The sequence below is a fragment of the Corynebacterium tuberculostearicum genome (assembly GCF_046097255.1).
In the GTDB taxonomy this organism is placed as follows: domain Bacteria; phylum Actinomycetota; class Actinomycetes; order Mycobacteriales; family Mycobacteriaceae; genus Corynebacterium; species Corynebacterium tuberculostearicum_J.
Genome location: NZ_CP175770.1, coordinates 896,972 through 912,217, shown reverse-complemented (window position 1 = coordinate 912,217; position 15,246 = coordinate 896,972). Strand labels below are relative to the sequence as shown.

Sequence of the window (15,246 nt, the reverse complement as noted above, 5' to 3'; positions counted from 1 at the left end):
CAAAGCGAGAGGACGCTAGGTGCTACTTCTGCTCCGGTTTAACCAGTGGGAAAAGCACGGTTTCGCGGATTCCCAGGCCGGTCAGGGCCATCAGCAAGCGGTCCATGCCCATGCCGGTGCCGGCCGTAGGCGGCATGCCCTGCTCCATTGCGGCAAGGAAGTCTTCATCCAGCACCATGGCTTCGTCATCGCCACCGGCGGCCAGGCGGGCCTGATCCTCAAAGCGCTCGCGCTGGATAACCGGGTCCACCAGCTCGGAGTAGCCGGTTGCCAGCTCGAAGCCGCGGACGTAGAGATCCCACTTCTCGGTCACGCCCGGCTTGGAACGGTGCTGACGAGTCAGCGGGGAGGTCTCGACCGGGAAGTTCTTGACAAAGATGGGGCCTTCCAGCTGGTCCTCGCACAGGACCTCCCAGATTTCCTCCACCAGCTTGCCGTGGCCCCAGCCGCCGTCCTTGGGGACGTCAAGGCCGATGACGTCGGCAATGCCCTTGAGCGTTTCAACGTCGGTATCGATGGTGACCTCCGGCTGGCCCGGGAACTTGCGCTGCAGGGCCTCATTGAGGGAGGGGTACATCTCGATTTCGGGCCACTCTTCGCCGCCAAAATCGAACTCAGTGCCATCCGCCAGGGTGACGGTGGTCGAGCCAAAGACGTCGCGCGCTACGGCCTGGATGGACTCGCGCGTCATGCGGGCGCAATCGTCGTAGTCGCCCCATGCAGCATAGGTCTCGAGCATGGCGAACTCCGGCGAGTGGGAGCGGTCCACGCCCTCATTGCGGAAGTTACGGTTGATTTCGAAGACGCGGTCAATGCCGCCGACGACGGCACGCTTCAAATACAGCTCCGGCGCGATGCGCAGGTAGAGGTCAATATCCAGCGCATTGGAGTGGGTGATAAACGGGCGAGCGGCCGCGCCACCGTGCAGGGTCTGCAGCATCGGGGTCTCGATTTCAACGAAGTCCTGGCTTTCCAGGTAGTTACGCAGTGCGCGCATGACCTTCACGCGGATCATGGCGTTCTTGCGGGCCTCTTCGCGGATAATGAGGTCGTTATAGCGCTGGCGCACACGGGTATCTTCTGCCATATCGGCAAAGGACACTGGCAGCGGGCGCAGGGACTTAGCGGCCATGGTCCACTCGGAAACCATGATGGACAGCTCGCCGCGGCGGGAGGAAATCACACGGCCGCGCACGGAGATGAAATCGCCCAAGTCAACATCGGACTTCCACGCGTCGAGGCGCTCCTTGCCTACCTCGGCCAAAGAAAGCATGGCCTGCACCTGGGTGCCGTCGCCATCTTGCAGGGTGGCAAAGCACAGCTTGCCGGTATTGCGCATAAAGATAAGGCGGCCGGCAATGGCGTGGGTTACCTCGGTTTCCTCGCCTGGGGCCAGGTAGGTCACGCCTTCTTCCGTGCCCGGCTCTTCGCCCTCGGCCACTACGCGGAAATCGTGGCGCAAATCCTTCAAAGAGATGGTGCGCTCAACGGTGACCGGGTAGGCCTCTACGCCGGATTCCAGCAGGCGATCGCGCTTCTCGCGGCGGATGCGCAGCTGCTCAGGGACATCGTTTACTTCATTATTCTTCTGCTCGCTCACGTTAGCCTAGGGTAGTCGATCCCCACCGCAGCACGCGATTTAGCCCACGCCAACCTCACCCCGGAAAAGATTTACGCATAATTCACTTCACCGTCACCTCCGCGCCAACGCACTGTTACTGAGATCCCCTTATATATATGGCTGTCCCCGTGTCTAAACAATATTTTCAACCCATTTGGAGCAGTAACTATGGCGCTTAAAGGCCGCAACCTTCTCTCTAGTCTCTTTGCCTCCTCTCGTTCCAGCCTGACCTGCACTTACAAGTGCGGTAATGCTTGCTTTGGCGAGTGCGAGAACAAGTCCAATAACCCGTACTTTGCTGACCAGTTCTCCCGCCGTACCGCGCTGCGTGCGGGCAGCCTGTCCGTCGTCACCGTTGGCGGCGGCGCTGCTTTGGCGGCCTGCTCCAACCCGGATGATGCGTCTAATGAGGCTTCTTCCTCCGAGGGCAAGGGCGGCAAAACCTCTGAGGCGAACGTTGAGCTCACCTCCGCAGAGGGCATGAAGTTCGACCCAGTACAGCCAAACGAGAAGGACGAAGTGGTCATCCCGGATGGCTACGAGCAGTCCGTCCTCATTGCCTGGGGCGACCCGCTGTTTGAGGACGCGCCGGAATTCGATGACAAGAACCAGACCGCCGAGGCAGCCGAGAAGCAATTCGGCTTCAACAATGACTTCGCCGGCCTCATCGAGCACCCGGACGATGACAACCGCCTTATCTACGTCTGCTCCCACGAGTACACCACCGAACCGCAGATGTTCCCTAACTACGATGCGGATAACCCCACCGAAGAGCAGGCCAAGATTGGCTGGGCTGGCCACGGCCACTCCATCGTGGAGGTGTCCAAGGTAGGCGATACCGGTGAACTCAAGCGCGAGTTTGGTCCACTCAACCGCCGCATTACCGCTACTACCGAATTCACCTTGGTAGGTCCGGCTGCCGGTTCCGAGTTTGTAAAGACTTCCGCCGATAAGACGGGCAAGAAGGTCAAGGGCACCCTGGCTAACTGCTCCGGCGGTATCACCCCGTGGAACACCATGCTCTCTGGCGAAGAGAACTTTGACCAGTACTTTGCACACGCCAAGCTGGATGACAAGAAGGCACAGGAGTCCCTGGAGCGCTTCGGCTTGGAAGATGGCGAGACCCAGCGCAAATGGGAGCGCTTTGATAAGCGCTTCGACGTCTCCAAGGAGCCGAACGAGCCTAACCGCTTCGGCTGGTTGGTTGAGATTAACCCGCTAGATCCTAAGTCCACCCCGGTCAAGCACACCGCTCTGGGCCGATTCAAGCACGAGGCCGGCAACGTCCACATCGCCTCCGATGGCACCGTGGTGTGCTACTCCGGCGATGACTCCCGGTTTGAGTACATCTACAAGTTCGTCTCCACCAAGAAGTACGAAGAGGGCAATATCGAGCACAACCTCAGCATCTTGGATCACGGCACCCTGTACGTGGCCAAGCTGGAGGGCAACTCCCCCGAGGATGAAATCGATGGCTCTGGCGTTTTGCCAGAGGACGGCTCCTTCGACGGCAAGGGCGAGTGGGTCAAGCTGCTGACCTCTGATACCGAGAACAATAAGTTCGAGTCCCACGTTGATGGCATGTCTGCCGAAGAGGTTGCCGTCTACACCCGTGAGGCCGCCGATAAGGTGGGCGCCACCAAGATGGACCGTCCTGAGGATATGCAGGTTCACCCAGACTCCGAGAAGGTCTACGTCGCCCTGACCAACAATAAATACCGCGGCGCTACCGGAGAGAACGCCAAGAAGAACAAGGAAGAGCCGATGGAGTGGGCTCCTATCAAGGAGAACAAGAACGGCCTGGTCATGGAGATTGAAGATGACCACGCTGGCGAGAAGTTCACCTGGAACCTCTTCCTGGTCTGTGGTGATCCGAAGGAGGCCAATACCTACTTCGGCGGCTTTGATAAGGAGAAGGTATCCCCGATTTCCTGCCCGGATAACCTGGCCTTCGATAGCCACGGCAATCTGTGGATCTCCACCGACGGTAACGCGCTGGAGTCCAACGATGGCCTCTACGCCGTGACCACTGAGGGCGATACCCGCGGTGAGCTGAAGTGCTTCCTGACCGTGCCGGCAGGTGCCGAGACCTGCGGGCCCATCGTCACCGATGAGCGTGTGATGGTCAACGTCCAGCACCCAGGTGAAACCGATGATGCCACCTTTGAAAAGCAGACCTCCCACTGGCCTGACGGTGGCAAGTCCACCCCTCGCCCAGCAGTGGTTGTGGTGTGGAAGAAGGACGGCAACATCGGCGTCGATAAGAAGTAAGCACCACCTGGTTTAAGTACCCACCGCGCGGCCCTCGTTCCTCCGCTGGAACTGGGGCCGCGCTGTTGTTTTCCCTGCCGGCAGCATGAGGTACTGCGCCGCCTGCGCCTTCCAAATATAAATCCACCCGCCGGTCTCCCCCACAGGCTAATACCTATGTGAGTTATGGCATACTATCCGCACGTGTGAGACACGCCACCCAACTGCCCATGAGGAGACGCACACCATGAACTCTCTAGTCCTCGCCATCATCGGCATTGCGATGATGGGCGCCGGCTATCTGCTCTATTCCAAGGTCCTAGGAAAGAGCATTTTCCGGCTATCCCCGAACTACTCCACCCCGGCCCACACCATGGAAGACGGCGTGGACTTTGTGCCTACCAATAAATACGTCCTGTGGGGCCACCACTTCACTTCCGTGGCGGGCGCCGCGCCCATCATTGGTCCGGCTGTAGCCGTCATCTGGGGCTGGGGTCCGGCGTTTCTCTGGGTCACCCTCGGCACCGTCTTCTTTGCCGGCATGCACGATTTAGGTGCGCTGTGGGCGTCGCAGCGCCACAAGGGCCAGTCCATCGGCACGTTGTCTGGGCGCTACATTGGCAAGCGCGGGCGCAACCTCTTCCTCATCGTCATCTTCCTGCTGCTATTGATGGTGAATGCGGCCTTCGCCGTGGTCATTTCGAACCTGCTGGTCTCCACGCCTACGGCCGTAATACCCACGTGGGGCGCCGTCGTCGTCGCGCTGCTTATCGGCCAGGCCATCTACCGCCTGAATTGGAACCTGCCGCTGGTCTCCATCGTGGGCGTTGTCGCGCTCTACGCGCTGATGATCATCGGTGACCGCGTGCCCGTGGTCCTGCCGGATACCGTCCTGGGGATCCCAGCGAACGGCGTGTGGATCATCTTGTTATTCATCTACGCCTTTATCGCTTCGATGCTGCCGGTATGGGTGTTGCTGCAGCCGCGCGACTACATCAACGGCCTCCAGCTCTTTGTGGGCCTGGCCATTTTGTACGGCTCCTTCCTCATTACCCGCCCTACGCTTGCCGCACCGGCGCTGCGCGACAACGTGCCGGAGGACACCCCGGGCATCTTCCCGCTGCTCTTTGTCACCATCGCCTGCGGCGCTATTTCAGGCTTCCACGGCGTGGTGGCCTCTGGTACCTCGTCCAAGCAGGTGGATAAGGAAACTGACGTGCGCTTTGTGGGATACTTCGGCGCCGTGGGCGAGGGCCTACTCGCGCTGGGCACCATCATCGCCACCACCGCAGGCTTTAAGTCCCTGCAGCAGTGGGAAGAGATCTACTCCGAGTGGAATGCCGGAGGTGTGGAGGCCTTCGTGCAAGGCGGCGGCGCACTCATGAATGAAGGCATGGGGATTCCCACGTCCCTCTCCGGCACCATCTTGGCCACCATGGCCGTGCTTTTTGCCGCCACCACCATGGACTCGGGCGTGCGCCTGCAGCGCCTCGTGGTGCAAGAAATTGGCGAGATCATGGGCGTGCGCATCAAGGCCTTGGCCGCCACCGTCATCGCGGTGGGCTTGGCCTTCGGCCTGACCTTCTCCGCCGGTGCGGATGGATCCGGCGGCATGACCATCTGGCCGCTATTCGGCACCACCAACCAGCTCATGGCGGGCCTTTCCTTGGCCATCGTGGTGGTCATCCTGACCCACCTGCGCCGGCCGACGTGGCCGGTAGTCTTCCCGCTCATCTTCGTTACCACCATGTCACTGTGGGCCGCACTCCTCCAGCTGAAGTCCCTCTTTACCAGCCAGAACTGGCTGCTATTCTGCATGGACGTCATCATCGTGGTGGCCGCCATCTGGGTGATTGTAGAGGCCGTCGGCGCCATTTCCCGCGCCCGCAAGGAGGCCCCGCTGGAGTGGACCGATGATGACCTTGACGCCCCGCTGCCCGAGCATGCTCGACAAGCTTAAGGCACTTGCGGCCGGGCTCAATGAGTACTACCAGGCCCCGTATCGCGCCAGCTTTGCCAAGGCCCAACAGCAAGAAGACGATCTCTTCATGATGCTGGTTGCCTCGGAGGCCCTGGGCATCCCCAACCCGGCCAGCTACTACACCCTGGAACTTTTGCCGTTGGTCTATGAGGATTTCCACGCCTGGCATACCCGCATGGGAATGGATAAATCCCCGCTGGAGAATATTCAATGTTGCTAGAGACCTCACCCATCATGTTCTTTGGCGGCAAGGGCGGGGTGGGCAAGACCACCTTGGCCACCGCCACCGCGTTGCGCCTGTCCCGCGAGCATCGCGTCTGCCTGGTTTCTACGGACCCGGCGCATAACCTGGGGCATATTTTTGGTGCCTCGCTTGGCGACGCCCCCGTAAACCTCACCCCTACCCTGTCCGCCATCGAGATCGACCCTGCGCGCGCGACCGAGCAGCACCTAGCGCAGGTAGGGAACTCGATGCGCCGCTTTATGCCCGAACACCTGCACGGCGAGGTGAAAAAGCACCTCGACTTGGCCCGGCAATCGCCCGGCACACAGGAGGCGGCCCTATTGGAGCGCATAGCGGCGCTCGTCGTGGAGGAGTCGGACTTCGACTACCTCATCTTCGATACCGCCCCCTCTGGGCACACTTCGCGGCTGATGGCCTTGCCGGAGATCATGGCCGCCTATACCGATGGATTGCTCTCCCGGCGCGAGAAATCCGATAAATTCGGCTCGCTGGTGCGCGGTATGTCGCAAGGAAGCGGCGCGGATAATGACCCAGTGGACCGGCGCAATCAGGAAATTCGCGCCACGCTTTTCCAGCGCCGCGAGCGCTTTGCCCAGCTGCGCACCGCTCTTACCTCCCCGTGCACCGTGTTCCACATCGTGCTCACCGCTGAGCGCCTGCCCGTGCTGGAATCTGCCGAGTTTCATGCGGACCTCACGAGCAACGGTGTGCGGGTGGGATCCATGCTGGTTAACCGGCGCACCCCGGAGAACCAAGGCGAGTTCTTGGCCGCCCGACGCGCCGCCGAGGATGAGGCGCTCGCACTCCTGCGCACCCAGCTGCCCGATACCCCGGTGCGCGAGGTTCCGTGGTTGCCGGAGGAAGTGGGGACTCCGGGGGCCGTCGGCAAGCTGGCGGCCTACCTCTAGCTCCACCCGCCCGCGCCGCTGTGGGCTTGGGTCTGCTAAAACCGAAACTATGACTTTGCTCACCAACGAATACCTATCCCACTTGCGCGAGGAGGCCGCGGCCGATTCCCGGCTGCGCATCGCGCGCAACGCCATTACCAACGTCGGGGCGGCCAAGGCGGCCCTGGACCGCGACCGCATTACGGCCCTCTACCCCACCACCGAGGTCAAGCTGGATAGCTTGGGCGTATCGGACCAGAAGCGCTCGGGCCGCTGCTGGATGTTCGCGGCGCTGAACGTCTTCCGTCACCGCGCGGCCAAGGAGCTCAACGTTGATAACTTCGAGTTTTCCTTCACCTACCTGCAGTACTTTGACAAGCTGGAACGTGCCAACTTGGTACTCAACCAGCTGCTGGACAAGAAGGACGCCGGCTGGGACGAGCGCACCGTCGCCGCGGTGCTAGACCACGCGGGGGCCGATGGCGGCTGGTGGTGCTTCTTTAGCAACCTCGTAGCCAAGTACGGCGCCGTTCCTGCCGAGGTCATGCCGGAGGTGCGCTCGTCTGGAAATACCGCGGAGATGAACCGCGACCTCGCCACGGTGGTGCGTCGTGCCGCCGCCCAGGACGGACCGCGCGAAGAAATCCTCGCCCAAGCGCGCAAGGATATCCACCGCATCCTGGCCATCCACCTGGGCACCCCGCCGGAGGAATTTACCTGGGCGTATCGCACCAAGGACGAGCAATTCGTGCGGCTGCACTCCACCCCGCGCGAGTTTGCGGATAAGTACCTGCCGCACCTGGACGAGTACGTGGTGCTGGCCGATGACCCCCGCTCCACCAACCCCAAGCATCGCGTCTTTAGCAGCGCCGAGGAGACCAATGTGCTGGGCGGCGCACCGCAGGAGTACCTCAACGTCAGCGCGGCTGAGCTGAAGGAAACTGCCAAGCGCAGCCTGGCGGCCGGTGAGCCGGTGTGGTTTAGCTGCGATGTCAACCGCCAGTTCTCCTTCCTCAACGGCGTATGGGACGAGGGATTGGTAGATACCGATGGCCTCTACGGGATCGATTCCTCCATGAGCAAGGAGGAGCGTTTTACCTCCGGCGAGACCGCGCCCACCCACGCGATGGTGCTCACCGGCGTCGATGGTGACCGCGCCTGGCGCGTGGAGAACTCCTGGGGCTCTAAGCCGCCGCGCAAGGACGATGGCGAGGACGTGCCCGGCAAAGGCTTTGCCACGATGGCCGATGCCTGGTTTGACCAGAACGTCTTCCACATCGCCGTGCGCAAGGAGCACCTGAGCGACGCGCTTGCCCAGGCTCTTGCCACCGAACCGATTGAGCTTCCCCTCTGGGACCGGATGAACTAAGGAGAATCGAAAAATGACAGAGATTAAACCGAACGAGGTTCATGCCGCCACCGCCGAGCTCACCAGCGATGCCACGCTGCGCCTGGTACGCAATGGGGTGGCCCAGGAGGGCGTCGACAAGCTCAGCCTCGACCGTGAGCAACTGCGCAGCCTTACTCCGGTAACCAGCCATAAGCTAGATTCCTGGGGCGTGGCCGACCAGAAGGCATCGGGCCGCTGCTGGATTTTTGCCGGCCTCAATTCCCTGCGCGGCGGGCTCATGGACAAGGCCAAGCTCAAGGACTTTGAGCTCTCGCAGACCTATATTTACTTCTTTGACAAGCTGGAAAAGGCCAATTGGTTCCTCACCGCCATGGCCGAGCTGAAGGACCGCGAGATTACGGACCGCACCGTCGCCAAGCTCATGGATGATCCCATCGATGACGGCGGCCAGTGGTCCATGTTCGTCGCCTTGGTGGAAAAGTACGGTGTGGTGCCGCAGTACGCCATGCCGGAGACCGCCTCTTCCGAGGCCACGGCGATGCTTAACCGCAATCTGCAGACCGTGCTGCGCCGCGCCGCCCACCGCATCCGCAGCGGCGAAGAGGGCGCGCATGAGCAGGCGCTTGCCGACGTCTACCGTATCCTCACCGCCAACCTGGGCCTGCCACCCGAGGACTTTGTGTGGCAGTACCGCGATAAGGACGATGAGTTCCACCGCGCGGGCACCTATACCCCGCAGGAGTTTGCCGAGGAATACCTGCCGGCGGACCTAAGCGAGTACGTCTGCGTGGTCAACGACCCGCGCAATGCCTACGGCGAGCTCTACACCGTGGAGTACCTGGGCAACGTGGCGGGAAAGCGCGTGACCTATTTGAACGCGCCTGTGGAGGTGCTGCGCGATGCCGCGCGTGCCTCCATCGAGGACGGCCAGCCGGTCTGGTTCGGCTGCGATACCGACCAGCAATCCGATGATGAGCACGGCGTGTGGGCCAAGCACCTGCACGATTATGAGGCCTTCTACGGCGTGGAGATGGATCTGGACAAGGCGCAGCGTTTGCGCCTGCACGAGTCCCTCATGACCCACGCGATGGTGTTTACCGGCGCCGATATCGCAGACGATGGCACCGTCAATCGCTGGCGCGTGGAGAATTCCTGGGGCCCGAAGAAGGCCGATAAGGGCTTTTGGACCATGGCCGATGACTGGTTCGACGAGTTCGTCTTCGAAATCGCCGTGCACCCCTCCCGCCTGCCGGAGCAGTACCAAGCGGCATTGCAGTCCGAGTCCGTCACCACCCTGCCGGCCTGGGATCCGATGGGCGCGTTGGCGCGCTAAGCCTGCGGCACGCTAAGACTGCGGCGTGCCAAGGCGGCGCACATAGAGCATGCACTCCAAGTCGCGGTCCTCGTTGACCGCGATGGTGCGCTCGCCCACCTGAGTGAAACCGCGGCTGTCATAGAACTGGTAAGTGCAACCGTCATCGGTAAACAGGTAGACATTCTTTCCCTCATGACGGGCTTCGAAGGCCTCGAGCAGCGCCGTGCCCACGCCGCTCACGCCGGAATTGGGGTCGGCGACGAGGAAGCCGATTTCGCCATCGATGGGGTGCTTGCCCAAGTACTTGAGCAGCATGTCCTGATTGGCGGCATCGTAGTCATCGCGGTGCCCGCCCGGGCGCAGGTTATTAAAGATTTCCACCGCGTGAACAAACGCCTTGCGCCACCACGGATATGGCAGCGCGGGCTTGCCCTTCATGGAGGCCAACAGCACGCCGAGGAAGCGGTCGCCATCGTAGGCGGCCAGGATATCGGTGGCCTTGGCGCGCTCTAAGTCCCAAAAGTAGCGGCCATAGGCGCGCTCGAAGCGGCGGCTCTTCACAAACCAGTGCAGGTGCATGCCCTCGATGGCAAAAGAAATAGCCTTGGGCTCATCGCGCGGGTCAAGGTCGCGGATCCGGATATCGGTCATTAGTCCTCCGATGGCTGCTGGGAAGCGGTACCCTGCGCGCGCTGTTGCTCGCGTTGTTGCTCACGCTCGAGCTCGGCCTTGGCTTCGTGTTCTTCAATATTATTAAACCCAATGCCCAGCGGCAGGCCCACATTATCGATGAGGCGGACGCCGCCGATTGTCGCGGCGACGAGCAAGCGGGCATCCCCCTCCTCGGGAGGCGTGCCGAGGTCGCGGCCGCGCACCTCGAGGTAGTCCGGTTCAACGCCTGCTGCGCGCAAGACTTCCGCAGCAACCTCGCGGACCTTATCGGCACCGGCCTCGGCGGCATGCGCGCCGGCAGTCAGCGCGGCGGATAGGGCCGCAGCCTGGTCACGGGAGTCGGCCGGGACGTTGGTATTGCGCAGACTCATCACCACGCCATCAGGCATGCGTACGGCGGGCACGCCCTGCACGCGCACGCCTAAGTGGAAGTCTTGGACCGCGTGGTGGATGGCGAGGAGGAGCTCGTAGTCCTTTTCGCCGAGGAGGACGTCGGTAGGCGAAAGCGACAGGATGAGCGCAAGGTACAGGGAGAGGTCCTCGCTGAGGTCCGGCTCGAGGGCGGTCGCGGCGTCGACCGGAGCCGCGGCGATCCGGCGGCCGTGTGGCCACAAGGTTTCTGTTGAGTAATTCCACACGATGTCCACGCCCTCGGCGCGCAGGAGCTCAAGATCTTCCTCGTGCGGGGACTGCAGGGCCACGACGGTAACCGCGCCGCGGATGTGCTTGGCCGCGCGCACCAACGCGATATGGCCAGCATGCACGCCATTGGTCAACGGCACGAAGGCCACCGGACGGCCAGTCTTGTGAAAAGCACTACCGACCATGCGGATGCGCTCAATGTCGTTGATGACGGTAGCGTTTCCCATCTCCAGGCTCATCGGCTCTCCTCTTGTAGGGCCCACATTTCTAGCTCCTCGCGGCCGTCTACCTCGCCTAGGCGGCGGGCAACCTCCACATAGCTGCGGCGCAGGCCGGGATCGGTGGCGCCGCGGTAGGCAGCAATGGCTTCTTGACTATCAAAGTCACTGCCTACCGGCGGCCATTCCTCCGTCGGGGCGAAAAATTCTGCTTCCCGTGCCGCAGGTACCTGTAGCCGGTGCAGCATGTCGGCATAGTAGACGCGTGCGGCAAAAGGGGCACGCTCGGCGTCCGATAATGCGAGAACATCGGCGTGAAACTCCCCGGCGATGAGTTCCACGATGGTTTCACCTAGCTCATCCAAGGTGGTTGCAGCCCACCGTCCAGAAACGATAGGGGCAAGCGCGGCTACCACACAGCCGCGAGTCTCCAGCGGATCCAAAACCTGTACGCCACGCGACAGGCAGGTGTGGACGGCAATAAGACCGCGGTGAACGTGGGGTTCCAGTAGTTCTACTGCAGCATCTAGGCGAGCATCGCCGACCGCAATGATAAGCGCCTCAAAGGAAGAAAGCTCCGCTGGATTGGAGATTTCAACAATCTCGTGGCCGGCACGCGCCATTTCTCCGGCTAGGTTGATACCAGCCGAGCTACGACCGAAGAGTGCTACCCGCATGCGTGGCGGGCGCATTTATTTATCCTTCTTTTTCTTCGCCTGGGCCAGCAGCTCGGCCACGGAGACCGCGCCCTCGCGCTTATCATCGCTGCGGCGGCGGCCGCGGGAATCGGGCTCATCGGCGGCCGCGCGGTGATGCGCGCGGCCCGCCTTCTGGCGCACCGGCTCGGACTTTTCTGGGGCTACGTGCTGGCCGGAGCCCGGGTACTCCGCACGCTCATCGCGCTGTGGTGCCGGCTGCTGCGGAATGTCCTGGGTTTCGTCATTGGCCGTGGTGGCAGCCTCTGGCTTGCGATGGCTACCGTGGTGCTCGCTGGCCGCGGACGTGCGGGTATTCTTCAGGGAATCATCGCCGCCGGTATCCCAGCGCACGGCCTGGAAACCACCAGTATTAAAGGTGGAGGCACCAGAAGCCTTGCCGGAGGTACGCTGCGCACGAGTCTTTTCGCTGATGATGTCATTAAGCGGATTAGCCTCGGCGTGCGCCGCGGATGGCTGGTTACCCAAGCGGCCAGCGATGGCATCGGCGGACGGGGCGCCAGAAGAGGACTGGGTGAAGTCCACATTGCCCTCCTCAGAGCCAGGGCGAGCAGCGGCCGCGGTTTGGGCCTCGAGCTGCATGATGCGGCGCGCCTCGGCGTGCAGAGCGGCCGGTTCATAGGTGAAGTTCTGGCCGGAAAGATCTTCAATCTGCTTGCGGATGGAAGCCAGCTCGGTGCGGATCTCATCCAGCAGTTCCTGATCCGGCAGCGGCTGGCCATCGGCTGTGCGGGCCTGCTTGAGCTCGGCGCGGTGAGCGCGCTCCTGCAGCTCCAGCTTGGTCACGGATTCCTCGGCCTGGCGGCGGTAGCGCATCACCAGGAAGAAGCCAAGCACGGCAGCCCACAAAGCGGCGATGAGCGCAATCTTAAGGGCTGCGGCAGAGCCGGAAATCAGCATGACGATGCTGGCTACAACGGCCAACACCACGAGGACGATGAGCCCGGTCTGGCCCAGATCCGGCTTGGTCGTCTTGGCGGGAGTTTTGCTAGAAGAAGAGCGCGGCTCAGTCATGCTCACTAATGTACCGCCTGTACCCCATCTGGTGGGGGCGGGGTCTCGCAGTGTCGCTCTAGCCGCAGGCCAGCAGCAGCCATCGCGAGGCCACCGAGCGCAGAGGCAATGACGCCCACGAGGTCATCGGAGGCCGCGGTGAGCGTACCCGCGTTGGGGATGACGTAGACGGCAATGCCGGCATAAATGCCACCCACGATGGAACCCGTCCATGCCGAGGCCTTTCCTACCAGCATGAACTGCGTGATGGTCATGGGGTTGAGCTGCGAATTATCCAGGCCAATGCCATGCTCGTCCTCGGTGGCTTGATCCACCTTCCAGGTCAGCGCCACACAGATGACGGCCATAAGCCACAGCGTGGCCGAGACCGTTACCGGGATTTGCAGCATGGAGCCATAAAAGCGCGTGGTGAGGATGGCCGCCGCGGCGGCAAAGAAGACCCCGGTGCCGATGAGGGCACCCAGCGAGGTCCGTGTCATAGCTCCTCCATCATGCCCAGCCGGCGAATCTCGGCGCGCTCTTTCGGGTCGAGTGCTGCTACCCGCTTGGCGACGCCCTCCCCACTCAACCTAGCACCAGCATCGGCCGCCAACCACGGAATCAGCACGAAGGCACGCTCGTGGCCATAAGGATGCGGGACGATAAGCTCCGGGTCCTCGGAGGTATAGCCCTCGATATCGATGATGTCTACATCCAGCGTGCGCGGCCCCCAGTGGCGCACGCGGACGCGCTCGGCGGCCTCTTCGAGCTTCTGCCCGCGGCGCAGGAGTTCCTTCGGAGTCTCGTCCACGTCCACGATGAGCACCGCGTTGAGGAATTCGTCTTGGTCCGTCACGCCCCACGGCGGGGTGGCATAGACGGGCGAGGCGGCAACTATCTCGCCGGCAAACTCGTCGAATACCGTGCGCAAAAGCTCCACGCGGTCATCCATATTGGAGCCGATGGACAACACCGCGCGCATTAGAGGGTCCTCGCGTGCTTGCGGGAGCGGCGGGCGACCACGGCGACGTCGGCAAAAGTGCGCGGAATCGGCGCCTGCGGCTTGTGCAGGGTGACCTCCACGGCATGCAGGCCCTCGAAGGTGTCCATGATGGTATCGGCCACCTCGCTGGCGACGGTCTCGATGAGGTCGCGGGCGGGGCCTTCGATGATTTTCGCGGCGACGTCGGCAAGCTCGGCGTAATTGATGGTCTTGGTCAGATCATCGGTGGCGGCGGCCTCTGCGAACTCGGACCAGCAGGTGATATCCACGATGAAGGGTTGGCCGGTGCGCTTTTCTTCCTCGAAGACGCCGTGGTAGCCAAAGCATTCCAGGCCGGTGAGCTCGATGCGGTCTGCCATGTTTTACTCCTCAGGGTTGCGCGGTAGGGCGGTGGATTTCATGGTGCCATTGCCATCGGCGCCATTGCTATAGCTGCCGCTGGCATTGGCCCCACCCTTGTAGCCGTCGCCGACATTCCACGCGGCCGCAACATCGACGGCGTCGCGCGAGACGGCGACCTCGTGCACGCGCACGCCCCACGCGCCCATCTGGGCGGAAATGGCGGTCACGGCTGCAGTTGCGGGATCGGCCAGCAACGGGCTGGACTCCACGCCGCGGTCCTCCCGGATGGCGGCGAGGAAGCGCTTGCGCGAGGCTCCCACCAGCATGGGGAATTCGGCGTCGAGGAACTCCGGCAGGGCCTTGAGCAGCGCCCAGTTATCCTGCGGGGTCTTAGCAAAGCCCAGGCCCGGATCGAGCACGATATTATCGCGGCGCACGCCGGCCGCCAGCGCGTTATTCGCCAGGCGCTCGAGGGTCTCATGCACATCGCGCACCACATCGCCGCCGTGGTCGGCGCTACCGGCCGCGGAGCCAAAGGCGCCTTCCTGCAGCGTGCGCCAGTGCATCAGGCACACGGGCACGCCGGCCTCGGCCATCGCGCCATACATCTCCGGATCGGCCAGGCCACCGGAGACGTCATTAATCATGTCCACACCGGCCGCTGCCGCCGCGCGGGCCACCGAGGCGCGCATCGTATCCACGGAGGTGCGGATGCCCAGCTCGCTCAGTGCCTTAATGACGGGAACCACGCGGCGCTTTTCGACGTCCGCCTCCACCCGCACCGCACCCGGCCGGGTGGACTCACCACCGACGTCAATCATGTCCGCGCCCTGCGCCACGAGTTCGCGGGCGTGGTTGATGGCGGCATCGACGTCCAACCACTTTCCACCATCGGAGAAGGAATCCTCCGTGACGTTGACGATGCCCATCACCAGCGTGCGGTTGGCGATGCTCAGATCCGATACCGAGGTTGCCTGCTGCATGGCGTGCTCCTTCTCGCTTTCGTAGTGA

Annotated in this window: 15 protein-coding genes; 6 read left to right on the top strand and 9 right to left on the bottom strand. The window is 62.5% G+C overall.

Annotated features, from left to right (window positions below; all coding sequences use genetic code 11):
- Window positions 1–22: 22 nt before the first annotated feature.
- A complete protein-coding gene (lysS, locus tag ACKFRY_RS04335) occupies window positions 23–1,600 on the bottom strand; it encodes a lysine--tRNA ligase (protein WP_005325682.1) in 1,578 nt (525 codons plus the stop codon).
- A gap of 189 nt (window positions 1,601–1,789) precedes the next feature.
- On the opposite strand from lysS, the gene ACKFRY_RS04330 reads away from it, so the two are divergent.
- From ACKFRY_RS04330 to ACKFRY_RS04305, 6 genes are all read left to right on the top strand, one after another.
- Window positions 1,790–3,892, top strand: a complete 2,103-nt coding sequence (locus ACKFRY_RS04330) for a PhoX family phosphatase (RefSeq protein ID WP_049360198.1) — start codon at window positions 1,790–1,792, stop codon at window positions 3,890–3,892.
- A 226-nt stretch (window positions 3,893–4,118) separates the two neighbouring features.
- On the top strand, window positions 4,119–5,831 hold the full coding sequence (locus ACKFRY_RS04325; protein ID WP_200435737.1) for a carbon starvation protein A: 1,713 nt from the start codon (window positions 4,119–4,121) through the stop codon (window positions 5,829–5,831).
- Entirely contained in the window at window positions 5,815–6,072 is a 258-nt protein-coding gene (locus ACKFRY_RS04320; protein WP_005325674.1) for a cory-CC-star protein, read from the top strand. The genes ACKFRY_RS04325 and ACKFRY_RS04320 overlap by 17 nt, the downstream gene beginning before the upstream one ends.
- Window positions 6,063–7,004 (top strand): ArsA family ATPase, encoded by a 942-nt coding sequence (locus tag ACKFRY_RS04315; RefSeq protein WP_408923279.1) that lies wholly within the window; start codon window positions 6,063–6,065, stop codon window positions 7,002–7,004. The genes ACKFRY_RS04320 and ACKFRY_RS04315 overlap by 10 nt, the downstream gene beginning before the upstream one ends.
- Before the next feature lie 49 nt (window positions 7,005–7,053).
- The gene (locus tag ACKFRY_RS04310; RefSeq protein WP_200435734.1) at window positions 7,054–8,352 is read left to right on the top strand and encodes an aminopeptidase C; all 1,299 of its coding nucleotides are present in this window, start codon (window positions 7,054–7,056) and stop codon (window positions 8,350–8,352) included.
- A 13-nt stretch (window positions 8,353–8,365) separates the two neighbouring features.
- Complete coding sequence (locus ACKFRY_RS04305; RefSeq protein ID WP_005325669.1) at window positions 8,366–9,667, top strand: aminopeptidase C; 1,302 nt, start codon at window positions 8,366–8,368, stop codon at window positions 9,665–9,667.
- Window positions 9,668–9,679: 12 nt separating this feature from the next.
- On the opposite strand, the gene ACKFRY_RS04300 is transcribed toward ACKFRY_RS04305, so the two are convergent.
- The 8 genes from ACKFRY_RS04300 to folP are packed head-to-tail and all read right to left on the bottom strand — an operon-like array spanning window position 9,680 to window position 15,218.
- Window positions 9,680–10,300: a GNAT family N-acetyltransferase gene (locus tag ACKFRY_RS04300; protein WP_408923278.1), complete on the bottom strand. Its 621-nt coding sequence runs from the start codon at window positions 10,298–10,300 to the stop codon at window positions 9,680–9,682.
- Complete coding sequence (locus ACKFRY_RS04295; protein WP_200435732.1) at window positions 10,300–11,202, bottom strand: pantoate--beta-alanine ligase; 903 nt, start codon at window positions 11,200–11,202, stop codon at window positions 10,300–10,302. Before ACKFRY_RS04295 ends, ACKFRY_RS04300 begins: the two co-directional genes overlap by 1 nt.
- On the bottom strand, window positions 11,199–11,873 hold the full coding sequence (locus tag ACKFRY_RS04290) for a hypothetical protein (protein WP_005329912.1): 675 nt from the start codon (window positions 11,871–11,873) through the stop codon (window positions 11,199–11,201). Before ACKFRY_RS04290 ends, ACKFRY_RS04295 begins: the two co-directional genes overlap by 4 nt.
- Window positions 11,874–12,911, bottom strand: coding sequence for a DUF6779 domain-containing protein (locus ACKFRY_RS04285; RefSeq protein WP_034668822.1), 1,038 nt, complete (start codon window positions 12,909–12,911; stop codon window positions 11,874–11,876).
- A gap of 5 nt (window positions 12,912–12,916) precedes the next feature.
- Window positions 12,917–13,390 (bottom strand): DUF3180 domain-containing protein, encoded by a 474-nt coding sequence (locus ACKFRY_RS04280; protein WP_005329908.1) that lies wholly within the window; start codon window positions 13,388–13,390, stop codon window positions 12,917–12,919.
- A complete protein-coding gene (gene folK, locus ACKFRY_RS04275; protein ID WP_005329907.1) occupies window positions 13,387–13,872 on the bottom strand; it encodes a 2-amino-4-hydroxy-6-hydroxymethyldihydropteridine diphosphokinase in 486 nt (161 codons plus the stop codon). The genes ACKFRY_RS04280 and folK overlap by 4 nt, the downstream gene beginning before the upstream one ends.
- Window positions 13,872–14,252, bottom strand: coding sequence for a dihydroneopterin aldolase (gene folB, locus ACKFRY_RS04270; RefSeq protein ID WP_316971257.1), 381 nt, complete (start codon window positions 14,250–14,252; stop codon window positions 13,872–13,874). Before folB ends, folK begins: the two co-directional genes overlap by 1 nt.
- A 3-nt stretch (window positions 14,253–14,255) precedes the next feature.
- Window positions 14,256–15,218, bottom strand: coding sequence for a dihydropteroate synthase (gene folP, locus ACKFRY_RS04265; protein WP_316981240.1), 963 nt, complete (start codon window positions 15,216–15,218; stop codon window positions 14,256–14,258).
- Window positions 15,219–15,246 lie beyond the last annotated feature (28 nt).